Origin of the sequence: Gordonia sp. ABSL11-1 (genome assembly GCF_030315685.1) — a bacterium.
Taxonomy (GTDB): Bacteria; Actinomycetota; Actinomycetes; order Mycobacteriales; family Mycobacteriaceae; genus Gordonia.
The window spans coordinates 195,701-217,773 of record NZ_JASXSI010000008.1 but is presented as its reverse complement, the minus strand read 5'-3'; the positions used below and the strand labels follow the sequence as shown (position 1 = coordinate 217,773).

22 protein-coding genes and 2 pseudogenes are annotated in these 22,073 nt (G+C 66.1%); 11 read left to right on the top strand and 13 right to left on the bottom strand.

Annotated features, from left to right (window positions below):
- The first annotated feature begins 295 nt into the window (after window positions 1-295).
- The gene (locus tag QSJ19_RS11705; RefSeq protein WP_286320539.1) at window positions 296-970 is read left to right on the top strand and encodes a hypothetical protein; all 675 of its coding nucleotides are present in this window, start codon (window positions 296-298) and stop codon (window positions 968-970) included.
- A gap of 8 nt (window positions 971-978) precedes the next feature.
- Here QSJ19_RS11705 and QSJ19_RS11700 read toward each other — a convergent pair whose 3' ends face one another.
- Window positions 979-1,362, bottom strand: a complete 384-nt coding sequence (locus QSJ19_RS11700) for a HepT-like ribonuclease domain-containing protein (RefSeq protein ID WP_286320537.1) — start codon at window positions 1,360-1,362, stop codon at window positions 979-981.
- Complete coding sequence (locus QSJ19_RS11695; RefSeq protein ID WP_286320535.1) at window positions 1,359-1,814, bottom strand: helix-turn-helix domain-containing protein; 456 nt, start codon at window positions 1,812-1,814, stop codon at window positions 1,359-1,361. Before QSJ19_RS11695 ends, QSJ19_RS11700 begins: the two co-directional genes overlap by 4 nt.
- A gap of 113 nt (window positions 1,815-1,927) precedes the next feature.
- Between QSJ19_RS11695 and QSJ19_RS11690 the strand changes: the two genes are divergently transcribed.
- On the top strand, window positions 1,928-3,430 hold the full coding sequence (locus QSJ19_RS11690; RefSeq protein ID WP_286320534.1) for a protein adenylyltransferase SelO: 1,503 nt from the start codon (window positions 1,928-1,930) through the stop codon (window positions 3,428-3,430).
- Window positions 3,431-3,490: 60 nt separating this feature from the next.
- On the opposite strand, the pseudogene QSJ19_RS11685 reads toward QSJ19_RS11690, so the two are convergent.
- Together QSJ19_RS11685 and QSJ19_RS11680 are read right to left on the bottom strand one after the other, a co-directional pair.
- Window positions 3,491-4,379: pseudogene (locus QSJ19_RS11685) on the bottom strand (NADP-dependent oxidoreductase).
- Window positions 4,380-4,503: 124 nt separating this feature from the next.
- Window positions 4,504-5,244, bottom strand: a complete 741-nt coding sequence (locus QSJ19_RS11680; protein WP_502876141.1) for a DUF6319 family protein — start codon at window positions 5,242-5,244, stop codon at window positions 4,504-4,506.
- 142 nt (window positions 5,245-5,386) lie between these two features.
- Between QSJ19_RS11680 and QSJ19_RS11675 the strand changes: the two genes are divergently transcribed.
- A complete protein-coding gene (locus tag QSJ19_RS11675; RefSeq protein WP_286320532.1) occupies window positions 5,387-6,628 on the top strand; it encodes an NAD(P)/FAD-dependent oxidoreductase in 1,242 nt (413 codons plus the stop codon).
- Window positions 6,629-6,630: 2 nt separating this feature from the next.
- Here the strand turns inward: QSJ19_RS11675 and QSJ19_RS11670 are convergent, their stop codons facing one another.
- The 5 genes from QSJ19_RS11670 to QSJ19_RS11650 form a co-directional block, all read right to left on the bottom strand.
- Complete coding sequence (locus tag QSJ19_RS11670; protein ID WP_286320531.1) at window positions 6,631-7,188, bottom strand: hypothetical protein; 558 nt, start codon at window positions 7,186-7,188, stop codon at window positions 6,631-6,633.
- Between the two features lie 367 nt (window positions 7,189-7,555).
- A complete protein-coding gene (locus tag QSJ19_RS11665; RefSeq protein WP_286320530.1) occupies window positions 7,556-8,020 on the bottom strand; it encodes an SRPBCC family protein in 465 nt (154 codons plus the stop codon).
- A gap of 79 nt (window positions 8,021-8,099) precedes the next feature.
- Window positions 8,100-8,798, bottom strand: coding sequence for a ferritin family protein (locus QSJ19_RS11660; protein WP_286320529.1), 699 nt, complete (start codon window positions 8,796-8,798; stop codon window positions 8,100-8,102).
- Window positions 8,791-9,855 (bottom strand): GGDEF domain-containing protein, encoded by a 1,065-nt coding sequence (locus QSJ19_RS11655; protein ID WP_286320528.1) that lies wholly within the window; start codon window positions 9,853-9,855, stop codon window positions 8,791-8,793. Before QSJ19_RS11655 ends, QSJ19_RS11660 begins: the two co-directional genes overlap by 8 nt.
- Before the next feature lie 328 nt (window positions 9,856-10,183).
- The gene (locus QSJ19_RS11650) at window positions 10,184-11,860 is read right to left on the bottom strand and encodes an ABC-F family ATP-binding cassette domain-containing protein (protein WP_286320526.1); all 1,677 of its coding nucleotides are present in this window, start codon (window positions 11,858-11,860) and stop codon (window positions 10,184-10,186) included.
- 179 nt (window positions 11,861-12,039) lie between these two features.
- Here QSJ19_RS11650 and QSJ19_RS11645 point away from each other — a divergent pair, with 179 nt between their 5' ends.
- Window positions 12,040-13,341, top strand: coding sequence for an ammonium transporter (locus QSJ19_RS11645; RefSeq protein WP_286320524.1), 1,302 nt, complete (start codon window positions 12,040-12,042; stop codon window positions 13,339-13,341).
- A gap of 18 nt (window positions 13,342-13,359) precedes the next feature.
- On the opposite strand, the gene QSJ19_RS11640 is transcribed toward QSJ19_RS11645, so the two are convergent.
- A complete protein-coding gene (locus QSJ19_RS11640) occupies window positions 13,360-13,923 on the bottom strand; it encodes a TetR/AcrR family transcriptional regulator (protein ID WP_286320521.1) in 564 nt (187 codons plus the stop codon).
- A 64-nt stretch (window positions 13,924-13,987) separates the two neighbouring features.
- On the opposite strand from QSJ19_RS11640, the gene QSJ19_RS11635 reads away from it, so the two are divergent.
- The 6 genes from QSJ19_RS11635 to QSJ19_RS11610 all read left to right on the top strand — a co-directional run bounded on the left by QSJ19_RS11635 (window position 13,988) and on the right by QSJ19_RS11610 (window position 19,341).
- Complete coding sequence (locus QSJ19_RS11635) at window positions 13,988-15,277, top strand: flavin monoamine oxidase family protein (protein WP_286320519.1); 1,290 nt, start codon at window positions 13,988-13,990, stop codon at window positions 15,275-15,277.
- A gap of 36 nt (window positions 15,278-15,313) precedes the next feature.
- A complete protein-coding gene (locus QSJ19_RS11630; RefSeq protein WP_286320517.1) occupies window positions 15,314-16,117 on the top strand; it encodes a crotonase/enoyl-CoA hydratase family protein in 804 nt (267 codons plus the stop codon).
- 74 nt (window positions 16,118-16,191) lie between these two features.
- A complete protein-coding gene (locus QSJ19_RS11625; RefSeq protein WP_286320516.1) occupies window positions 16,192-17,067 on the top strand; it encodes an LLM class F420-dependent oxidoreductase in 876 nt (291 codons plus the stop codon).
- A gap of 34 nt (window positions 17,068-17,101) precedes the next feature.
- Window positions 17,102-17,830 carry a M15 family metallopeptidase gene (locus QSJ19_RS11620; RefSeq protein WP_286320514.1) on the top strand — a complete coding sequence of 243 codons (729 nt, stop codon included), beginning with the start codon at window positions 17,102-17,104 and terminating at the stop codon, window positions 17,828-17,830.
- A gap of 61 nt (window positions 17,831-17,891) precedes the next feature.
- A complete protein-coding gene (locus tag QSJ19_RS11615; RefSeq protein WP_286320511.1) occupies window positions 17,892-18,671 on the top strand; it encodes an LLM class flavin-dependent oxidoreductase in 780 nt (259 codons plus the stop codon).
- An 88-nt stretch (window positions 18,672-18,759) separates the two neighbouring features.
- Window positions 18,760-19,341 (top strand): dihydrofolate reductase family protein, encoded by a 582-nt coding sequence (locus QSJ19_RS11610; protein ID WP_286320510.1) that lies wholly within the window; start codon window positions 18,760-18,762, stop codon window positions 19,339-19,341.
- Window positions 19,342-19,384: 43 nt separating this feature from the next.
- Here QSJ19_RS11610 and QSJ19_RS11605 read toward each other — a convergent pair.
- Window positions 19,385-19,699, bottom strand: a pseudogene (locus QSJ19_RS11605) (aldehyde dehydrogenase family protein); the annotation flags it as partial.
- Window positions 19,700-20,179: 480 nt separating this feature from the next.
- Here QSJ19_RS11605 and QSJ19_RS11600 point away from each other — a divergent pair.
- Window positions 20,180-21,040 carry an LLM class F420-dependent oxidoreductase gene (locus QSJ19_RS11600; protein WP_286320508.1) on the top strand — a complete coding sequence of 287 codons (861 nt, stop codon included), beginning with the start codon at window positions 20,180-20,182 and terminating at the stop codon, window positions 21,038-21,040.
- A gap of 128 nt (window positions 21,041-21,168) precedes the next feature.
- Here the strand turns inward: QSJ19_RS11600 and QSJ19_RS11595 are convergent, their stop codons facing one another.
- Window positions 21,169-21,654: an SRPBCC family protein gene (locus tag QSJ19_RS11595; protein WP_286320506.1), complete on the bottom strand. Its 486-nt coding sequence runs from the start codon at window positions 21,652-21,654 to the stop codon at window positions 21,169-21,171.
- A gap of 3 nt (window positions 21,655-21,657) precedes the next feature.
- Complete coding sequence (locus QSJ19_RS11590) at window positions 21,658-21,999, bottom strand: ArsR/SmtB family transcription factor (RefSeq protein WP_286320504.1); 342 nt, start codon at window positions 21,997-21,999, stop codon at window positions 21,658-21,660.
- Window positions 22,000-22,073: the final 74 nt, after the last annotated feature.

Here is a 22,073-nt window from a genome sequence, read left to right as displayed (position 1 = left end):
GCCGCAAATTCTCATTCACTACCAGACGGCGGCATGGATTCACTCCCGAACACTACTGCTGTGGATGGGTGACTGGCCTGTGGATGCGTACCAGGTCCTGATGCCCGATTCCCCTATCGTTGGCGACATGTCGAGGCAAAACCACTCATCGAGATCGGGCCGGCGAGGTCGCACACAAGGCACGCGCAAAGTTGATCGCGCACGTCCTTGGTTGTCCGGTGGTCTGCCCCGAATACATCGCGAGCTGACCCAGGCTTATCGCGATCTGTCGGTCGAGTGGGTCGCATACGTGGACATGGTCGGTGCGCGCGACGCCGAGTACGACACCGAGTTGGATGCACTCGCCGCCGACGGCCGCGGTCCAGGTGATGCCGATTTTGACGCGGTGGTCACACAGAAGCTCGACAATTCCTCCCTCCACCGCATGCTCTGCGGGAACGTGATGCACTCGGCGACGGCTGTTGAGGTGCTGCACAACCTGACTCCGGTGTGGGTCCCGGAGGCGGTCAACGATGCGCTCGCATCGATCGACGTCCCGGCAGGCGACGCGCGAAGCCTCACGGGGATAGGCGCGTCCGGACTATTCGTCTTCAGCAAATCGCCCGTGCGCGCTCGCGAGAGCCTTCCAGGCGGGCAGACCATGCCTGAGGTCGACGTCGACGGCGTGCTCTGGTGGACGAAGACGGCGGGGCACGGTAGTGCGTCCAGTGCTCTCACGGAGGGCCTGCCTCGCAGACTGATGCTGGCTCCGCTGACGCGAAGTCGTGATCTGCAGTGGCTGCGCGGCGACGGATGGCGGACGTCTACGCTCACCGAGGTGACCTGTTTCGACGTCACCACAGTCCGAGGTGTCGATGTACACGAAGCGCTCTGGCCCTGTGTCGAGCTGCTGGCGAGAATCGGAAACGCGCTGCAGCACAAGAGTCTTCGTCGAGTCGGCGGATCGATCGCCACGCTGGACGCTGCCTGAGGCACGTCCTAGATCTGGCGAGAGCCGCCGAAGACGTCGTCTTCGATGTACCGACGCAGAGCGTCGGCTGCTTCCAATGCTGTCCAGACCTGGTTGTAGTCAAGGCGCCGGTACCGGTGGTCGACGACAATTCGTATTCCGATGATCAGATCCCAAGGCTGTCCCGCGTAGGCGTGTCTGAACTCCGCGGGTAGATGACTGGCCGCCTCACCGATACGCCCCACGACGGCTTCGGCAGCTCGTTGCTGGCGCCACTGCGTCAGGAGGACTGTTTTTCCGTCCTCGACCAAATCCCGGGCTTCGCAGCAATATTCGATGAGGTCGTGGAGGCGGTCGACAACCCGATCCCCATACCGCTCGCGAATCGGATCACCCACGCTGTCGGGTGTCACAGAGGTACCGCGTCCTTGAGTACGCGCCGAGAAAAGCGATCACCGACGAGCGCTCCTTCGCTGACCACATCGACTTCGACGCCGAGCAGGTCGCGCAGCTCAGACATCAAGACGCCGACCTCACCCAGGTGCGTGTCTGGGAGGAAGGTGACGAGTAGATCGAGGTCACTGTCCACGGTGTCGATACCCTTCGCGGCGCTACCGAACACCCGGATATTGGAGCCTCGGTGGCCGGTGACCAGCTCACGGATCTCTTTGCGGTATCGGTTGAGCTGAATCGATGGACGTTGCTTGGTGGCTGCCTCTACGCGAGTGGCGACCTCTGGGGTGATCGTCCGCCTGCCGCTCTCGTAGGCGGAGATGTGGGGCTGTGCCATCCCGCACGCATCAGCCAGTTGGGACTGCGTCATCCCGGCGCGCTGACGTCGTCTACTGAGCTCTGCGGCGTCCATAGCACGAGGATATACCACTGTTGGTATATCTGGTCCAGGTCATGACTGACCTTCGAACGTGCCGGCTTTCGAACAAATGTCATGCCCTCCCTGCGCGGGGCTACGCTCGAACTGTGCCAGCACCATCCGACTCCCCCACCCGCACAAGCTCGGCGATCGTCGGCCTCGAATGCACTTTTGCCGATCGGTTGCCTCCGTTGAGCGTGCCCTGGCGCGGCGCCGACGCGCCGGAGCCGACGCTCCTTGTCGTCAATGAGGAACTCGCGGCCGCGTTGGGTCTGGATGTGGCGGCCCTGCGATCCGCCGACGGCGTGGCGATCCTGTCCGGTGCGGCGGCGCCTGCCGACGCGACACCGGTTGCCACCGCATACGCCGGACATCAGTTCGGTGGTTACGCGCCTACGCTCGGCGACGGGCGGGCCCTGTTGCTCGGTGAACTCATCGACGTCGATGGCCACCGAGTCGACCTGCAGCTCAAGGGCTCCGGGCCGACGCCGTTCTCCCGAGGCGGGGATGGCTTCGCCGTGGTTGCTCCGATGCTGCGGGAGTACCTGGTGAGTGAGGCCATGTACGCGCTCGGTGTTCCTACGACGCGCTCTCTGGCAGTCGTCGCCACCGGACGCGATGTCCACCGCACGGGGACCGAACCCGGCGCGGTGCTCACCCGGGTGGCGGCCGGCCACCTGCGCGTCGGGACCTTCGAGTACGCGGCCCGCCGGCCCGAGCTGGTTCAGCCACTTGCCGACTATGCGATCGCCCGCCACTATCCCGAGCTCGTCGACCTACCCGAAGATGACAATCGGTACCTGGCGTTCCTGGAGGCGGTGCTCGATTGTCAGGCCGCGCTGGTCGCGAAGTGGATGCTGGTCGGCTTCGTCCACGGCGTCATGAACACCGACAACACCACGATCTCGGGTGAGACCATCGACTACGGCCCGTGCGCCTTCATCGACGCCTTCGACCTCTCGGCGGTGTTCAGTTCGATCGATCACGGCGGCCGCTACGCCTTCGGCAATCAGCCTGCCGCCCTGAAATGGAATCTCGCTCGCTTCGCCGAGACGCTGCTGACCCTCATGGCCGCAGAACCGGACGAGGCGATCGGCGCCGCGACCGCGGTCCTCGGCACTTTCGACGATCGGTACAACCGATACCTGGTCGAAGGCATGCTTGCGAAGATCGGACTGGCCGGCGACGTCGGTGCGAGCGACCTGATCGACGATCTGCTGGCCTTGATGAGCGATCACCGTGCCGATTGGACCGGCACGTTCCGTGCGCTCGCCAACGACTTACGCGGTGACCATGCATCGTTGGCGACGCTGATACCGAGTGAGCACAGCGACCCCTGGCTTCATCGGTGGCACACCGCGCTCGATGTCCTCGGTCGCGACCGGGGCCAGACCGCCGACGCGATGGACCGCATCAACCCGCTCTACATTCCTCGCAACCACCAGCTCGATGCTGCGCTCCGCGCGGCCACGCACGGAGACTTCGCAACGTTCGAGAGACTCTTGGCGGCGGTGACTCACCCATTCGAGTACCGCGGCGAGTGGGAAGACCTCGCAGCGGCGGCGCCACCATCGTTCACTGACGCCTTCCACACCTTCTGCGGAACATGACCGCTTGAGCTCAGCGAGGCAACCGTGTGCGGCCGCGGCCGCACACGGGCGGTTCGATCGTCAGACCCGAACGACGACTTTGCCTCGCACATGCCCGGATTGACTGCGCTCGTGCGCATCAGCGGCATCGCTCGAACACCTCGGCGATCTCCGGCGTCAGATCGCCCGCGTCACCGAGCCGGGCGAGCTCGGCGAGATCCGCAGAATCGGGACGCACCCAGACGTACTGGCCGCCGAACTCGTCGCGTGCACGAGCGTCGGTGATCGACGCGACCGTTCCTTCGTCGCGGAGGATGTCCGGCACCGAGTCGAGGGCGTCACCACCCACGTAGTCGAGGACGACGTCCACACCCTTCGGCTCGATCGCGCGCACGCGATCGGTCAAGCCTTCGCCGTAGGTCACCGGTTCGGCTCCCAGCCCTCGCAGGTAGTCGTGGTTGGCTTCTGATGCCGTGCCGATCACCTGGGCTCCCAACGATCGTGCGATCTGCACCGCGAAGGATCCGACGCCACCCGCTGCGGCATGAACCAACACCGTGTGGCCTGATTGCACGCCTGCCCGACGAATCGTCTGGTATGCCGTGAGACCGGCAAGCGGTACCGCGGCTGCCTCGTAGAACGACCACGCGGTTGGTTTGTGCGCGAGGGTACGCACTGGGGCGGCGACGTACTCGGCGAGCGTCCCGCCCGCCACTTCCCCGCCAACGACGTCCTTTCGCACGTAGCTGAAAACTTCGTCGCCGACCTGGAATTCGGGTGTGTCCAGGCCTGCCTGCTCGACCACACCAGCAACATCCCAGCCGGGAATGACCGGAAACACCGTGTCCATGACCTCCGCGAGGTATCCCTCGCGGACCTTCCAGTCAACTGGGTTGACGCTCGAGGCGCGGACTCGCACCAGCACGGAATCGGGTCCGACCCTGGGCGTCGGGAGATCGGTGAGCGCCAGGACTTAGGAGCCGCCGAAGCGGTCATCCGTGATTGCTCGCATGTCGGCAGCAACGGGTTCCCGGCTCGGATGATTCCAGCGGTTCGGAATGTCTCGGTATGAGGTGTCGAACGAGGTCCATCACCTATTCGTGGTCGGACCGGCCCTCGAGCGTGGCCAGTGCTGCCCGCGCGGTCTCGAGTTCACGGCTGAGATCGTCGATCTTCTTCTGGGCCGCCTCACGTGCCGCGTCGATCATTCCGTCGACGGCGGAGATCGCAGTGCCGTCGCCGAGTTCTCGCATCGCGCGGGCCACCCGGTCCGCGGTCACTTCCGTCGGCTTGCCCAGCTTCTTGCTGCCGTGTGAGACGGCGACGGTCCACGCGCTTTCGGCCGCCGAGGAGATGACGACGCTGATCGCTGCGGTCGACGGTTTGGGGCGCCGCGTCGCCTTTGCCGGTGTGGGCGTGGGTGTTTCCGCAGTTGTCTTCGCCAGGGACTCGGCGTTCGGTGCCGGACGTGCCGACGACCTCGTCTGGCGGGCTGCTGGGGCTTTCGATGGGCTCGTCGCCGGAGCCGGTGTCGGCGGCGGTGACGGAGCCGGTGGCGGCTGGGAGGACTTTCGGCGCGCGCTCGCCGACGGCGTTGTGGCGCGCGACCTCTGCAGTTCGTTGGCCTCGAACGGTAGCTGGTCGTCGACGCCCTTCGGGCTCACCGTCACGGTCGACCCGTCGATCGACACGACTCGCGCCGACGTCCCCGCGTCGAGAGCAAGGGACGGCAGCGGGTCGCGGAGGTAGACGGTCATCCGCTTGCCGGCCGCGATTCCGGTGGCCAGAGTGTCCAAGTCGTCGGGCGTCAGCCCGGTCGCCTTCTGCGCAGTCACCCGACCATGTTCGCACACACGTGCGAAGGCGGGCCGGCTGTTGAGCACCGGCCCCATTGGTCTCCGCAGCGCCCGCAGCCCGCCTACCCTGGTCACCTGCCCCTTGTGATTCGCCACGTGTCCCCGGGATTACCGTATGACGATGGCCACAGACACGGAACACACCGTCGTCATCATCGGCGCCGGGCACGGTGGAGCAGGGCTGGCTGCACTGCTCCGGCAGTCCGGATTCGCCGGGTCTATCACGATGGTGGGCGACGAACAGCATCTCCCCTACCACCGGCCGCCGCTGTCGAAGAAGTTCGACGGGACGTCGGTGCAGCAGCTGCTGCGCCCCGCGGAGTTCTACGCCGAGAACCAGATCGATCTGCGGACCGAGGCGCGTGCGGTGGAGATCCGGCCGGACGACAAGACCGTGATTCTCGCGGACGGAAGCGCCGTCGCCTATGACACTCTCGTCCTGGCCACCGGATCGCATCCGCACAAGCTCCCGGGCGCGCCGGAGGGCACGACGTCGGTGATGACGCTGAGGACGCTCGACGATGCCGACACCCTGAATCGATCTCTCTCGCGCGGCGGGGAACTCGTCATCGTCGGTGGTGGCTACGTGGGCATGGAGGTAGCGGCGGTCGCGCGCAGCCGGGACGTGTCGGTGACCGTCATCGAACGGGCGGATCGAATCCTTGCGCGCGTCGCGAGCGCCCAGCTGTCATCGATGCTCGCCGGCTATCACGCTGAGCGCGGTACGACGATACTCACCGGCCGATCGGTCTCCGCGCTGCGGACCGACGGAGTGGAGGTCACCGGTGTGCATCTCGACGACGGGACTGTCGTCGACTGCGGGACCGTGCTCGTCGGCATCGGTGCGGCCCCCGATGAGGCACTCCCCCGTACCGCCGGTCTCGAGTACGACGACGGTGTGATCACCGACGAGTACGGACGCACCAGCAACCCCGACATCTTCGCGATCGGCGATGTCGCTCGACGCCCGGTCGCCGGGCATCACGGCCTGCGGCGCCTCGAATCCATCCCCGCCGCAACAGAACACGCGAAGCATGCGGTAGCAGCGATCCTTTGTCAGGAGCCCGACGAGCACGAGGTCCCCTGGTTCTGGTCGGATCAGTTCGACCTCAAGCTCAAGATCGCCGGACTGACCACACCCGACGTCACTGTTGTCACACGGGAGACGCCGGGCAAGAACTCGGTGTCCTACTTCCACATCGAGCCGGCTGGCAACGTCGTCGCCGTCGAGGCCGTCAACGCCCCTGCCGACTTCAATGCCGGGAAGAAACTCATCCGCAGTGGGGCACCGGTGGACCTCGAGGCCCTGGCGGATCCGTCGGTGAAGATGCGTGATCTGATCGCACGGTCCGGGCAGGGCTGACGTCAGAGTCGTGCGTCAGCGCGGTCGCGGGGTGTGTGGCCGGTGAGCTCGACGCACGTGATGAATCGTCTGACTTCGTGAGCGTCGAAGGCGCTGTGCGCCAGACCAGAGCGCTCGTCTGAAAACATCAGCGTGAGCTTCAAGCATTGCAGAGCGAGTCGTAGCTGATCGACGCTGACCATGTGCACGGTGGGCACACCGCTTACCGTCGCCGGATTGTCGGGGGCGCCTTCGTTGTCGACGATCTTGTCGATCAACGGGATCAGGAGATGCAGATGAACCGCGTCGGTGGGTAGCCCTGTCACATGCTCGAAGTAGTCGTCCGGCGTCACCGAGATCGCCGCGTCGACGCCGGCAATGAGCAGCTGTATTTCATTGCGGTCAAGCACTCTTCGCGTGCTCACGTACATGTCCCGCCCCTTTTCGTCGTGCATCATGGGCATCATCGGCTGCCGATGGTGGTGACGATCAATGCGCGGGCGCCGGTCCAGAACGACCATGCGCCGAGGGCTGTCAACAGTGCTGTTGCCGTACCGGCGACAATCGGTGAGGTCGGCCACGGTGCGGTTCCATGCGTCAGCAGTGGCGCGTCGGTCGCCAAACCACTGAGGACCACACAACCGAACACAAATGACGTCGCCCGCCAAGTAATTGACCACCACCTACGGCCGACTCCGGAGCCCGCGGCTGAACTCGGCATCATATGACCACTCCCCCTCAGACATTTGTGCCCCACTGATAGGCGCTCTCGGAACGCTCCCGGAATTCACGATCATGAATATCGTGCTGATCAGTGCATCACGCGTCGATGCGAGTCGCAATCCTGTGACCCAGGTTTGTGACCTACCGAACTACGGCTTCGTTCATCTGGAGGACACAAAACGGGCCCGACTCGGTGAGTCGGGCCCGTGATCCGAAGAGTCGCCCCTAGCCGGCAGCCGCGGCAGCCAGCTTTCCGAGTGTCTCCTCGAGTTGGTGTTCCGACACCAACGGAAACTTCACCTTCTCGAGGAGGTCCTTGTCGGTGACCTTCGACCAGTCGTAGGTGTGTCGGACGAGGGTGGCGTCGGGCCCCTGTGCCTCGAGTTCCCAGAGCCATTCCCATCCGGGAGGCTGCGTGCCCGCCGGTGCCGTCTGCCAGGCAAGCAACTTGTCCTTGGCGTAGCCGGTGACGTGGTTGTCGGTCTGATAGTCCCCACCCATGTGGGGCCCGGTCATGTTCATGGTGAACACGTCGCCGACCTTCTGGATGCGGTCGGCGTGGTCGACGCTGCGCACGAACCCGGATCCGTCGAGGTCTGGATGACGTTGGGGATTGGTCAGTACGTCGAACACGGTGTCGACGGGGAGATCGATGACTCGTTCGACTGTGACACTCGTCTGCTCACTCATCCCTCCACCGTGCCGAAAGAACGACGGATCGGCAACGACTGGGTGTCGACCTGCTCGTACGATGTCGGGGCCGGCAGGGCTACGCGGCCTGGAACACCGTCGCCGCGGCATCGTCGAACAGCGACAGAGTGTCTCTGACGAATGCCCGACGCGTGACGCCGCACGCCCGCAACGCAGGCCCGTGATCGACCGCGACGGTCACGATCACGCCCAGGGCGAGAAGACGCCATGCGTGCAGGACGAGACGTCGGGAGTGTTTCGGGATCGAGCCGAACTCGATCACGAGTCGTCGGCACTGAAACGGCACGTGATGGTGCTCATCGTCGAGGATTCGTTCGGAGACATCGCTGAGCAGGGGATCGCCACCACCGTCGGCCAGTGCGCGGTAGTAGCGCAGCGCGACGATCTCGGCGATGGCGAGCACCATCAACTCGAGGCGCAAACCCATGAGGCGGCGACTCCACATGAAGATCCGGTCCGTCCAATGTGCGCCGCTGATCGGTGCACCTGCTGCGCCCAGCAGCTCGGCAAGCATACGGGCGTGGTTCTGCTCCTCGACGACGAACAGTCGCACGGCCATCGCGTAGTCGCGGTCCCCCGTGCAGGATGACCGCGCGATCAGATTCGCACCGTCTCCGCTCTCACCGACCTGGAACTTCTGCAGACTCCGCACCACCGCTGGATCAAGGTGGCACTCCTGGGTCCAGTCGGGGTCGGGCCGATGCGCACGCAGAACACTCCGGTCGGTGAAGCCGGCAGTCCACCGGCCGTCACTCATACGAGGCGAAGCGCTCGACATGGGCCGGGGTCGGTTCGACGACCGGACCGTGATCGAGTTGCACACGGTTCCGGCCTTCGCGCTTTGCGGTGTACAGACACCGATCGGCGCGCCGGAACAGATGATCGAGCAGAGCCTGTGTGGAGACCGCTCGCAACGTGGCGTGGTCGGGATCGATGCAGACGGCGCCCATGCTCAGCGTCACCTCGGTCGCCGCGGCAACACGCGTTCGCAGCCGTTCGGCGAGTGAGTACATCTCGTGGTTTCCAGCGATGGCGGTGAGAATGACGAACTCTTCGCCACCGGTGCGAGCGACGAGCGATCCGGGCGGAACGCATGCATGAAGAGTGGCCGCAATCTGCACCAGAATCGCATCGCCCGCCGAATGGCCGTGTCTGTCATTGATCTTCTTGAAATGATCGACATCGGCGACCAGAAAACCGATCATGAGATCGGAACCCGCGCAACTGTTGAGAACGATGTGCGATTGTGTGAGCAACCCGCGACGATTCAATGCCTCGGTCAACGGGTCGGTGATACTCAATCTCGATTGCTGCTCGACCAGGACGAGCAATCGTTGGCGCAGCGTCCACACCATGTAGGTGGGAATCAGGATCGCCATGATGACCGCTCCGCCGCCGACCAACAGTGCGGTCGGTGTCGCTGCCCGGATCGCGACGACCGTGGCAGCGAGAATCGACGCAGTGGTCACGAAGCCGACGATCACGGACACCGAGGAATCCATCGCGGCCAGGGCCGGTATCACCGCCAGCAGAACCAGCACAGCATGTGCAGACCCGTTGTCGTCGATCACGAGTGCCGACCCCGCGATGCCGAGCATGCCACCGAAACTCAGGATGACGAACTGGCCGTCACTGAGCCGACCGACGGCGGCTGTGATGGCCACGGAGATCAGCGTGTAGACCCCGATGACGAGGAGCGCCCACGAGCGACCAGGGACGATGAACGACGGCGACACGAGGCCGAGGACCAGCAGGGGGACCGCCCCCACCTCCGCGCCGAGAACTGCCAACGTGCGCTGATCGAAATGTCTCATGGGCTCATCCCCCAAGGGGGGACGGTGACTGCGGCAGCGCACGCAAGACGCTCGCGTTCCTGTTCGGCCCGGGAGCGCGCCATAACGTCTGATACACCCTTTCTGCTTGCGTGTGCCGCCGAGAGAGACGCTGAGCCTCGCGCTATAGACATGACCGTCGACATCGACGATTCTGCGCTGATGACTCTCCCCGCAATCCCCCACGACGCCTGAGTGACAACTTTACACCTGACGCAGGAAATCGATGTCGGCCACGAGAACGAATCCGGCCGTGGTCCGGCTCAGACTCCGCGACGCAACAGTTGTTGTACTGCAGTGCAGTTCGCGGTCACCGCTCACTGACCTGCCCCCCGACGACCCGCCAATGGCGATCGAGGCGAACCCGGTCGAGCATTCGTCGATCGTGGGTGATCAGCAGAAGGGCGCCGTCGTAGGAGTCGAGTGCCTGCTCGAGTTGCTCGATCGCCGGCAGGTCGAGATGGTTGGTCGGCTCATCGAGGACGAGCACGTTCGTCCCGCGCGCTTGCAGCAGGGCCAGACCGGCACGCGTTCGCTCTCCCGGCGACAGCTCGTCGACCGGCCGGCCGACGTGGTCCGCGCGTAAGCCGAACTTCGCCAACAGGGTTCGCACGTCGGCAGTCGAGTGATCGGGTAGGAGCTGTTCGAAGCGATCGGTGAGGTGCGCAGCGCCGGCGACCAACGCGCGAGCCTGATCGATCTCGCCGACAGCGATGCTGGCGCCGAGCGTGGCACTGCCCTCATCCGGTCGGACCTTGCCGAGCAACACCTTGAGCAGCGTCGACTTCCCGGCGCCGTTGGGGCCGGTGATGCCGATGCGGTCCTTTGCATCGACCTGCAGCGAGATCGGTCCGAGGACAAAGTCGCCCTGACGTACCACGGCATTGTTCAGCGTCGCGACCACGGAACTCGCGCGTGGGGCCGCGCCGATGGTGAATTCGAGAACCCATTCCTTGCGCGGTTCGGCGACCTCGTCCAGGCGAGCGATCCGACTCTCCATCTGCCGGACCTTCTGGGCCTGCTTCTCGCTCGACTCGGTCGCAGCGCGTCGCCGGTTCTTGTCGTTGTCCGGCGCTTTTCGCATCGCATTGCGCACGCCCTGGCTGGACCATTCGCGCTGTGTGCGCGCCCGGGCGACGAGATCGGCCTTCTTCTCGGCGAACTCCTCGTACTCGGCGCGCCGGTGTCGTCGGGTGATCTCACGCTCCTCGAGATAGCTCTCGTATCCGCCGCCGAACACGGTGTTGGTGTGCTGGGCGAGATCGAGCTCGAGCACGTGGGTCACAGAGCGTGCGAGGAACTCGCGGTCGTGGCTGACCAATGCCACCCCGCCACGCAACCCTCGGATGACCGCCTCGAGCCGTTCGAGGCCGTCGATGTCGAGGTCATTGGTGGGTTCGTCGAGAACGACGATGTCGAACTGGGAACACAGCAGTGCGGCCAGCCCCACGCGGGCAGCCTGTCCACCCGACAACGAGGTCATCAGCGTCGCCTCGGGCCGCACCTTCCCGTCGTCGAGTCCGAGATCGGCCAGCACGGCGGGCAGCCTGTCGTGGAAGTCGGCGGCACCCGTCGCGAGCCAGTGCTCGAGTGCGGCCGCATAGGCGTCGGCCGGGTCGACGACCGGGTCGACGACGGCGGCCTCACCGGCCGGTTCCGCGAGGACCGCGGCCGCCTCGTTCATCAGACGGGTAGCGCGTGCGCATCCGGTTCGCCGGGCGACGTACTCGCCGACGGTCTCGCCGACCACGCGCTCGTGCTCTTGCGGGAGCCAGCCGACGACCGCGTCCGCGGGCGCCAGCGACACAGTCCCCTCCAAGGGCTCCAGGTCGCCGGCCAGGATGCGCAACAGAGTCGACTTGCCTGCGCCGTTCGCACCGACGACGCCGATGACATCGCCGGGTGCGATGGTGAGGTCGAGCCCCTCGAACAGCGTGCGGTGGGCGTACCCGCCTGCGATGTCCTTGGCGACGAGGGTTGCGGTCATCGCCCCATCGTCCCACTCTGCTCCCCCGCGACGCCGGTCCGGTGTCGGCCGCGACACCCGTCGCCGTGACCGAGTCGCCGGTATTGCCGGATATACAGCACCGAACACGGTGAACCCTTTGTCGCGCAATGCGATCGAGTCGATAGACTCTCGTCTCTCGCTAGCGACGGAAGGCAGCCATGTTCCCGAAGTACGGGGTCCCCGACAGCGCCGACACCGCATGGATGCTCGCCGCATTCGCACTCGTCCTGCTGATGACGCCCGCGCTCGCACTGTTCTACGGCGGAATGGTGCGATCCAAGAGTGTTCTGAACATGATGATGATGTGCCTGTCGGCGATCCCGATCGTCTGGATCGTCTGGGTGGTGTTCGGCTACTCACTCGCGTTCGGTGACGACCACAGCGGACTCATCGGCAGCCTCTCGTCGTTCCCCGGACTGGAGCACACCTTTGGCAGCGACCCGGCGCACGGCGACGGGATTCCACTGGTCGGCACCATCCCGGCGATTCTCTTCGTCGCATTCCAGGCAGGGTTCGCCATGGTCACGGTGGCGCTGATCGCCGGCGCGGTCGCCGACCGCATGCGCTTCATCTCCTGGGTCGTCTTCGCGACCCTGTGGTCGGTCGTCGTGTACATCCCGACCGCGCACTGGGTGTTCAGCGCGCCCGGGTTGACCGAGGAGCACGGTGGCTGGATCGTGACGCACCTCAAGGCGATCGACTTCGCCGGCGGTACCGCGGTCGAGATCAACTCGGGTGCCTCCGCACTCGTACTCGCCCTGTTCCTCGGTCGACGCCGGGGGTGGCCGAAGGACCCGATGCGACCGCACAACCTGCCCTTCGTCATGCTCGGCGCAGGGCTCCTGTGGTTCGGGTGGTTCGGCTTCAACGCGGGGTCGGCGTTGGAGGCCAATGGGTCGGCCGCCGTGATCGCGGTCAACACACTGGGGGCGGGCGCTGCATCCATGGTCGCGTGGCTGGTGGTCGAGCGCGTACGGCACGGCCGGCCGACGTCCTTCGGTGCCGCTTCGGGTGTCATCGCCGGCCTCGTCGCCATCACGCCCTCCTGCTCAGCCGTGACCCCGCTGGGTGCGCTCGCGGTCGGAGCCGTCGCCGGCGCGGTCAGCTCGTACGCGATCGAGTTGAAGTTCCGCTGGCGCTACGACGATTCGCTGGACGTCGTCGGCGTGCATTTCGTGAGCGGTGTCGTCGGCATGCTGATGATCGGACTGGTCGCATCCGATTCGGCTCCGGCGGGGGTCGACGGGCTCCTCTACGGCGGAGGTCTCGATCAGCTGTGGCGGCAGGCGGTCGCTGTGGTCGCGGTCCTCGTGTACGCGATGGTGGCAACCGGCATCATCGGTCTGGCACTCAAGTACACGATGGGCCTGCGGGCCGACCGTGAGCACGAGGTCGACGGCATCGACGACGGGCAGCATGCCGAGTCGGCGTACGACTTCCACCCGACCGGCGGCGGGTGATGCGACGGAGGGTGCGGCTCACAGAGCGAGGGCACGCCACACCGTGTCCAGCAGGCCTTCCCGCCGCTGATCAACCCACGGCGATCCGCCGTAGAAGCTGCTGACGACCAGTCCGTCGATCACCACGTTGAGGACATCGGACGCGGCTTGTGGATCCTCGACGCCGGCCTGAGTGAGCAGTGCGCGCACGCGGGCGTCCCACCACACCGTGAAACGCTCCAGTTCGGCTCGGAGTACGGGCTGATGCTCGGCGCCGAGGACCGCCGCAAGCCAGAACCGTCTGCCCGATTCCGCGGCACCGAACATCGCCCACTCGACAAGGGCTCGGAGCGCCGGATTTCCGGTCCGTTCGCCGATCGCGGCGTCCGCCTCGTCCAGCCGGGCGTCGACCTCTCGTCGAACGGCATTGCCCAACAACTCTTCTCGACTGGAGACATAGTGAGTTACCGCCGACGTCGACGATCCGATCCGCTGCGCCACGGCCCGGATGGTGACGGCAGCGAATCCGGACTCCGCCGCGATCGTGATGACCGCGGCATCGATGGTGGCGCGACGGGCGTCGTGGTCGATCTGTCGGGGCATGGTGCCATCGTAAACTATGTGCAACACATGTTTTATAACAGTTGTTTTATGAAAGGTGTCGCACATGGGTGAGAGCAAGGTCGACGTGGTGGTCGGCGCGGGATTCTCCGGATTGGCGGCGGCTCGGAAGCTGAGCGGGCACGGTCTGTCGGTCCGGGTTCTCGAGGCGGCCGATCGCGTGGGGGGACGCACGATGACGGTGACGTCCGCGGCCGGGAGCGCGGTCGACCTGGGCGGACAGTGGGTGGGTTCGTCGCACACCGAGCTGCGCTCGCTCGCGGCCCGCCTGGGCGTCGACCTCTTCGCGTCGTACGACAACGGCAAACAGACCGCAACGGTCGACGGCAGGCCGATCTCCCTGGTCTTCGCCACCGGAGTCGGCCTGGCCGTGGGCTCCGCGCGCCTCGCGCTGGCCGCGCGGTACGGCCGCGCTTCGGATCATCAGACGCTCGAGGACTGGAAGAGTGCGATCCGGCCCGTCCTGGCGCGGCAGGTGTTCGACGCCCTTGCGGCCGAACTCACCTGCCGCCCCGCAGGCGAGGTCTCCGTCGAGACCGTTGCGGAGATGATCGCCGGCTCCGGTGGCATCCGCGAGATGGTGACGGTCAAGGGCGGCGCCCAGGATGCCCTGTTGAGGGGTGGCGCCGGTGGGCTCGCCGCGGCGATGGCCGCCGAACTCGGCGACGACGTCGAGCTGAATCGTCGCGTCATCGAGATCGAACGGGACCCGACCGGCATCGGTGTGCACACCGTTGCGGGTTCCATCCGAGCCGCCCGCGTCATCGTCGCAACCGCACCGCCCGTGGCAGAGGGCATCGGGCATCGCCCTCCCCTGCCCGATTCACGTGGTTCGGTGCAGCGGAACACGATCATGGGATCGGTGTACAAAGCCGTCGCGGTCTATGAGCGGCCGTTCTGGCGCGACACCGGATGCGCCGGCCAACTGATCACACCCGACGGTCCGATCCGATCGACATTCGACGTCTCCCCGCCCGACGGGCCGGGCCATCTCTGCGTCCTCGTTCCCGCCGACGCAGCACGACGACTCGACGGTATGGACGAGACGACGCGGAGGGCTGCGGTCCTCGAGTCGCTGGTCGACCATTTTGGCATCGGAGTGCGCTCCCCGGTGAGCTTTCACGAGAAGTCTTGGCACCAGGATGAATTCGTGCTCGGCGGATACGCCGCGATGCCCCGGATCGGGCACCTCGCGCAGGTACGCGCCGCGCAGGCCGAGCCGGTCGGGCGGGTGCACTGGGCGGGCACCGAGACCGCGGATCGGTTCAACGGCTACATCGAGGGCGCTATACGGGCCGGTCACCGCGCTGCGACCGAGTGCATCGCCGCGATCTGAACACGGCGGATCCCAGATGTTCGTAGGATGGCAACCATGGGCGGCGAACACCGGATCACGATCGACGTCGACGACGAGGGCGTCGCCGTCGTCACCCTCGACCGCGGGGACAAGCACAACGCACTCGACCGCGCCATGTTCGACGCACTCCTCGACGCGACCGAGCAAGTGGCCGGGGATCGTCGGATCCGTGCGGTCGTGCTGCACGGCGCGGGCAAGAGTTTCTGCTCGGGCCTGGACGTCTCCAGCCTCGGTCAGGGCGGCGGCGCGCAGTCCCTCCTCAACCGCGACCACGGGCACCTCGCAAACGACGCCCAGCGGGTCTCCGTGGACTGGGCCCGCGTCGCTGCGCCTGTCATCGCCGCGATCACCGGCAACTGTTTCGGCGGCGGACTGCAGATCGCACTCGGAGCCGACATCCGCTATGCCACACCCGATTCGCGTCTTTCGATCATGGAGGTCAAGTGGGGCCTGGTCCCGGACATGGGCATCACCCAGACCCTGCCACGACTCGTCAACGCCGATGTCGCCAAGGAACTCACGTTCACCGGGCGGATCGTGACCGGTGTCGAGGCGGCGGAGTTGAGGCTGGTCACCCGCGTCGTCGACGATCCGCTCACCGAGGCCCTCGCCCTGGCACACGAGATCGCCGGCAAGTCGCCGCACGCCGTCCGCGCCGCGAAGCGCTTGTACGACCAGACGTGGCAGTCCGACGACGCCGCATCGGCGCTGCGGCTCGAGAGCGAACTGCAGGTCGGGTTGATGGGCTCACCGAATCAGATGGAGGCGGTGCTCGCCGGGATGGCCAAGCGCGAGCCCCGCTTCGACGACGCGGACTGATCGCCGATCGGGTCGGCGTCACTCCGGACGACGTACAGTCGGGACACGGACCGGGCAGCATTGAGGAGTGTCGCATGGAACTCGGCTTCCACCTACCGATCTTCGACATCGACGGCGGCACGCCTGCCCTCGCGGGCGAGTTGGCCCGGGTCGGTGCAGCGGCCGAGGCGTCGGGAGCCACCTGGCTGTCGTTCATGGACCACTATTTCCAGATCGAGCCCACGGGGCTGCCCGCCGAGGCGAAGATGCTCGAGGGCTACACCACGCTCGGGTACCTCGCCGCGCACACCTCGACGATCGAGCTGGGCCTGCTCGTCACGGGTGTCACTTACCGTCACCCTGGTCTCCTCGCCAAGATCGTCACCACTCTCGACGTGCTGTCGGAAGGCCGCGCCGCCCTCGGCATCGGTGCCGCATGGTTCGAACGTGAGCACCATGCCATGGGCGTTCCCTATCCCCCACTCGCCGAGCGATTCGAGCGCCTCGAAGAAGCGCTGCAGATCTGCGGTCAGATGTGGGATCCCGACAGCGACGGACCCTACGAGGGCACCCACTACCAGCTCGCGGAGACCCTGTGCTCGCCGCAGCCGATCCATCGGCCGACGATCCTCATCGGCGGCAGTGGCGAACGCAAGACCCTGCGGTTGGTCGCGCAATACGGTGACGCCTGCAACCTGTTCGGGACATCTCCCGACGAGGTGGCACACAAGATCGAAGTGCTGCAACGACATTGCGACGACGTCGGTCGCGACTTCGCCGACATCAAGGTGACCATCCTGGCGAACAACCCCCGGCCCGGCCCGGAGACCGCCGACGAGTTCGTCGCGGGGATGGCCGAGTACGCACAGATCGGTGTGGACGCCGTCATCGTGACACCGACATCGGAGTCACCCGCCGCGTGGATCGATGCGATGGCGCCGACCGCCCGCCGGCTCGCGGAACTCGGTTGAGCGTGACCGGGACATGGTGCCGGGCAGGACACCGATGACCACACGACGGTTCGCGGCGGTGGTGGCCACGGTGCTGGGCATCCTCGCGCCCCTGGTCGTCGCAATCCCCGGTGGTGCCGGTTCAGCCGAACCGAGATCGTCGTCGGCGATCCCGCCCGTGTCGGCCGCTGCCCGCGCCGTGGGCCTCGCCGATGTCCGGACGGCGCTGCCTGACGCGCACATCGACCTGCGCTATGCGACGCGGAACAACTTCGTCGGTGTCGCACTCTATCCCCCGGGCGCACGCTGTCTGGTCCACGAGTCCCTGCTCCGTGGTCTGCGCACGGCGGGCCAAGTGTTGCGTCGTGCCGGTGAGACGCTGGTCTTCTGGGACTGCTATCGGCCGCATTCTGTCCAGCAGGAGATGTTCGAGAAGGTGCCCGATCCGGCATGGGTCGCGGCGCCGGGACCGTACTCACGCAGCCACGAATCCGGACGATCGGTGGATGTCGCGGTCGCGGCCCGGGTGCCCGGGTGTCCGCCTCGTCGGCAGATCGGTGCCCAGTGCCTGGTCGACATGGGCACCGGCTTCGACGACTTCACGCCGCGCGCGAATGCTTTTGCGACCGAGGGTGTGTCGGTGACCGTACAACGCGCTCGTGCGCGACTGCGGGCAGCGATGGGCGCGGGTGGACTGTCGGCCTACTCGGGCGAGTGGTGGCACTTCGACGCCGACGGCGCCGATGTCCGGCGACCCGTCATCGACGTGCCCGTCACCGGATGACGCCCGACGGGGCTGGCCCGACCCGCCGCCGGGACCGCTGCGAGTCGGTTACGGTCCGACGGTGTGGTTCGGTGCGCACCTGCCGCTGATCGCCGTCGATGGGTCTCAGTCCCCGCCCTTGACGCGATACACCGAAGCCGCACACGACGCGGGGTTCACCGCGATCTGCGCCAACTATCACGTCGTGTTCTCCAGCCCGTGGCTCGACGGCCTCGTCGCGCTGTCGAGCGTCGTCGACTCCACCGCCGACATGACACTGGCGACCACGGTCGCTCTCCCGGTCATCCGTGGTCCGGCCACTCTCGCGAAAGCGGCTGCAGCCCTGAGTGAGCTGTCGAGCGGCCGATTCGTCCTCGGCGTCGGGGCCGGCTCATCGGCCGCCGACTATGCCGCTGCGGGCATCCCCTTCGACGAGCGGTGGCCACGATTCGACGAGTCGGTACATCTGCTCCGCCGGCGGCGCGTCAGCCGCCTCGGCGACGGCTGGCTCGCCTCGGCCTACAACACCACCCCGGATCGGATCGCCACCGGACGTGACTACCTCCGAGGCATCGGGAACGGTGCGCGACGACCCGTGCGCGATGTCCCGATCGTCCTCGCGACCATGTGGGCCCACGTGACCGAGTCCCCGGCGCAGGCACGGAGATGGCTCGACGCGCTGGCGCGATTGCTTCGCCGGGACACGGATACCATCGCCGGGCAGTTGCTGGTCGGATCCGCCGAGCACTGCGTCGAAGTCCTGGCCCGATACGACGCTGCCGGCGTTGTCGTGTGGCCTGTCGAGGACCCGGTCGACCAGCTGACGCGTGTCGGGGAGGTGGTCATCCCGCACCTTCGTTGACCGGCGACCGATCAGTTCTCCCGTCCACCCGAGTCTGTCTTGGATGTCACAGTCCTGATGTCACAGACCGCCGCTCGAAGGAGTTCCCATGACCGCGACCTACACGTTCGACATCTTCTCCAGCCTGGACGGCTTCGGCTCCTACGACGAGCACGGGGACTGGGGCGGCTACTGGGGGAAGCAGGGCCCCGAACTCGAGGAGCATCGCCGTGCGGTCTACGGCGAGCGGCAGCGAATGGTGCTCGGCGCGAACACCTACCGCGAGTTCGTCGAGATGTTGGGTCCCGGTGCCCCGGACCCCGAAAGCGATGACTGGATCGCCCGCATGAAGCGGCTCCCGACGACAGTCGTGTCGTCGACCCTGACCGCGCCTCTGGACTGGCCGGACGCCGACATCGTGGCCGGCGACGCGGTCGACGTCGTCGCCCGACTCAAAGAGGAGTCGGACGTGCCGCTCCGTTCGCACGGCAGCCTGTCGTTGAATCGCGCGTTGATGGCCGCGAGTCTGGTCGACCGTATTCAGCTGACCATCTTTCCGGTGATCACCGGCCGGACCGGGACCGAACCGATCCTGGCCGGCGCCGCCGACTTCGATCTCGAACTCCTGGAAACCCGGACGCTGGACGGCCGATCGTTGGAACTCGTCTATCGACCCACCGTGCACGGCTGATCGCCCTCCGTCATCCCTGGATGGATTTGACCTCCAGGAACTCCTAGAGTCCGAATTGTCCTGTCTCACGACCGATCCCGGATTGTTTGCACCCACCGAACGGGGCGTCCAGATTCATGCCGGCGTCGTTGACCGCGATCTGGCCGGCACGGATCCGGCGGGCGATCCGCTGGGCGCGCTCGGTGTAACCCGACCACACACCGCCGGCCAGTCCGTAGACGGTGTCGTTGGCGATCTCGACGGCCTCGTCCTCGGTGTCGTAGGGCTCGATTGCGAGCACCGGACCGAAGATCTCCTCCCGGTGAATGGTCATGTCGCGGGTGACATCGGAAAACACGGTCGGCGTCACATAAGCGCCGGGCCGGTCGTCGCGTTCGGTCTGCCCGCCGCTCGTACAGGACGTCGATGTCACCCAGTACCCCGCCACCGCCGTGGACGTACACGATGACGGCGTCCGGGTCTCCCTCAGCCACCAGCACACGCACGCGGAACCGGCCGCCGTCGTTGCCCTCGAGCTTGAGATCGCGTACCTCGGCCACGTCGGGCCCGCGTCCGCTCATCCCGGAGAAGATGGGACCCGTCATCCGTGCGAGTGCCGGGGTCTGCTCACTGATCGGTGGCTGACGCTCCTCGGCCAGTTGCTGCAGCAGCCCCTGCGAGACGGGTTCGAGTGGCATCGGTGTTCTCTCCCTCGGTTCGTCGGACGACGGCAGCCACCCGACCATGGATGTGATCCCTGTCATGTTCACGCTAGGCGTGCGCGAGGCCCCTCGACAGCACACAAGGGGCCAAATGTCGGCAGTTCCGGCCATTCGGCGGGGTCGGTAGGGTCGAGGTCATGAATCTCAACGGGGTAGGTATCTGGAGTTCGCCACTGCGCTACGGGGATGCGGGCGAGGCGGCCGAAGCAGCCGCCGAGCTCGATGAGCTCGGTTTCACCGCGCTGTGGATTCCCGACGTCGGTGGGCCCGTGATGGATGCGGTCGAGAACCTGCTCGGCGCCACGCGCAACGCGGTCATCGCGACCGGCATCCTCAACATGTGGATGCACGAGCCGCATGACGTGGCCGCCGCTCATGCTCGTCTGACTGCCGAACACGGAGCCCGGTTCCTGTTGGGGCTGGGCATCAGTCATGCACCGTTGATCGACAGCACGGAACCGGGTCGGTACCGAAAGCCGTTGGCCACCACCAAGGCATTCCTCGACGGTCTCGACGACGCACCGGAACCGGTGCCGTCCGACGCCCGTGTCCTCGCCGCCCTCGGGCCGAAGATGCTGGCCCTGGCGGCCGAACGTACCCGCGGCGCCCACCCCTACCTGGTTACTCCCGAACACACCGCGGCCGCGCGCGAAGCGCTCGGCGACGGACCACTCCTCGCGCCCGAACAGACCGCCATTCTCACCGGCGATCGTGAGCAGGCCCGCTCGATCGGGGAGGAATGGCTACGCGGGTATCTGTCGATGCCTAATTACGCCAACAACATCCGCCGACTCGGCTTCACCGATGACGACATGGAATCGGTCAGCGACCGACTCTTCGACGCGATCATCGCCTGGGGCGACGAATCGACCGTGCTGTCACGCATCGACGAACACCGCGCCGCCGGCGCCGATCACGTGTGCGTCCAGATCCTGCAGGCCGACCACCGGGCACTCCCCCGCGACGGCTGGCGAAGGCTCGCCGCGGCACTGGCGTAAGGGTAGGACCGTGGCGTCGGTGGCGCACGAACACCACCGACCAGCCACCTCGTCTGTCGGCAGCCACCTTCGCCCGTCCGAAGGTGGCTGCCGACAGATGAGGTGCGTGTCGTGGGTGTAGGGATGGGTCAGGCGGCGAGGAGATGGTCGATCTGATTGATCGCGCCGGATGCGCCCTCGACCACACCCATGTCGAGCACCTTCTGTAGATCCTCGGCCGAGGCGTACGAACTGACGTAGGTCGCGACGGTCTGTCCGTCCTTCTCGTCGAACCGGTAGGAGTTCTTCGACACCGGAAGCGAGTCGACGGGCGCGAGGTTCTCGTCGGCGAATCCGTCGTCGAAGACGAAACCGTGTGGCTCGTCCAGTGACTCGATCTGCCAGTAGCCCCCGAACTTCTCCCCCTCCGGACTCGTCATGTAATACGTCACGCGACCGCCGGGCGTGAAGTCGTGATCGACGACAGTGGCGGGGTACGTCGGCGGACCCCAGATCTTCTCGAGCTGACGGGGATCGGCATAGACCTGCCAGAGCCGCGACGGCGGTGCGGCGAATTCGGCGGTGATGGTCAGTGTGCGTGAGTCGATGTCGTGGGCGACGTTGGTGACAGGCATTGGTCAGTCCTCCTGGGTCGGTTCGGTGGAGATGAGTTCGTCGATGCGCGCTATCCGACCTCGCCACACCTGTTCGAGTTCGGTGAGCATGGTCGACACGGCACGTACCGCGGTCACATCGCCGGTGGCCAGTTGTTCACGACCGCTGCGACGCTTGGTCAGCAGACCTGCGCGTTCCAGCACGGCGACGTGCTTCTGTACCGCGGCGAAGCTCATGTCGTACTTCGCCGCGAGTACCGAGACCGAGTGCTCGCCGCTCAGAACGCGGCGCATGATGTCACGTCGCGTCCGATCGGACAGTGCGTGGAACAGCGCGTCGGCCCTGTCCTCTGCGTTGTCGGTCACTCCACGAACATACAACCAGTCGGTTGTATGTTCAAGCCTCTTCCGAGTGCTCGTGTCAGCCCACAACCGCGACG

What these genes read in the sequence shown, in the direction of transcription:
- QSJ19_RS11645 (WP_286320524.1), top strand. Translation starts at nt 12,040, where the DNA reads ATGTTCCCGAAGTACGGGGTCCCCGACAGCGCCGACACCGCATGGATG.
- QSJ19_RS11600 (WP_286320508.1), top strand. Translation starts at nt 20,180, where the DNA reads ATGAATCTCAACGGGGTAGGTATCTGGAGTTCGCCACTGCGCTACGGG.
- QSJ19_RS11625 (WP_286320516.1), top strand. Translation starts at nt 16,192, where the DNA reads ATGGAACTCGGCTTCCACCTACCGATCTTCGACATCGACGGCGGCACG.
- QSJ19_RS11655 (WP_286320528.1), bottom strand. Translation starts at nt 9,855, where the DNA reads ATGAGACATTTCGATCAGCGCACGTTGGCAGTTCTCGGCGCGGAGGTG.
- QSJ19_RS11675 (WP_286320532.1), top strand. Translation starts at nt 5,387, where the DNA reads ATGGCCACAGACACGGAACACACCGTCGTCATCATCGGCGCCGGGCAC.
- QSJ19_RS11660 (WP_286320529.1), bottom strand. Translation starts at nt 8,798, where the DNA reads ATGAGTGACGGCCGGTGGACTGCCGGCTTCACCGACCGGAGTGTTCTG.
- QSJ19_RS11695 (WP_286320535.1), bottom strand. Translation starts at nt 1,814, where the DNA reads ATGGACGCCGCAGAGCTCAGTAGACGACGTCAGCGCGCCGGGATGACG.
- QSJ19_RS11620 (WP_286320514.1), top strand. Translation starts at nt 17,102, where the DNA reads ATGACCACACGACGGTTCGCGGCGGTGGTGGCCACGGTGCTGGGCATC.
- QSJ19_RS11705 (WP_286320539.1), top strand. Translation starts at nt 296, where the DNA reads ATGGTCGGTGCGCGCGACGCCGAGTACGACACCGAGTTGGATGCACTC.
- QSJ19_RS11665 (WP_286320530.1), bottom strand. Translation starts at nt 8,020, where the DNA reads ATGAGTGAGCAGACGAGTGTCACAGTCGAACGAGTCATCGATCTCCCC.
- QSJ19_RS11610 (WP_286320510.1), top strand. Translation starts at nt 18,760, where the DNA reads ATGACCGCGACCTACACGTTCGACATCTTCTCCAGCCTGGACGGCTTC.
- QSJ19_RS11630 (WP_286320517.1), top strand. Translation starts at nt 15,314, where the DNA reads ATGGGCGGCGAACACCGGATCACGATCGACGTCGACGACGAGGGCGTC.
- QSJ19_RS11650 (WP_286320526.1), bottom strand. Translation starts at nt 11,860, where the DNA reads ATGACCGCAACCCTCGTCGCCAAGGACATCGCAGGCGGGTACGCCCAC.
- QSJ19_RS11595 (WP_286320506.1), bottom strand. Translation starts at nt 21,654, where the DNA reads ATGCCTGTCACCAACGTCGCCCACGACATCGACTCACGCACACTGACC.
- QSJ19_RS11635 (WP_286320519.1), top strand. Translation starts at nt 13,988, where the DNA reads ATGGGTGAGAGCAAGGTCGACGTGGTGGTCGGCGCGGGATTCTCCGGA.
- QSJ19_RS11640 (WP_286320521.1), bottom strand. Translation starts at nt 13,923, where the DNA reads ATGCCCCGACAGATCGACCACGACGCCCGTCGCGCCACCATCGATGCC.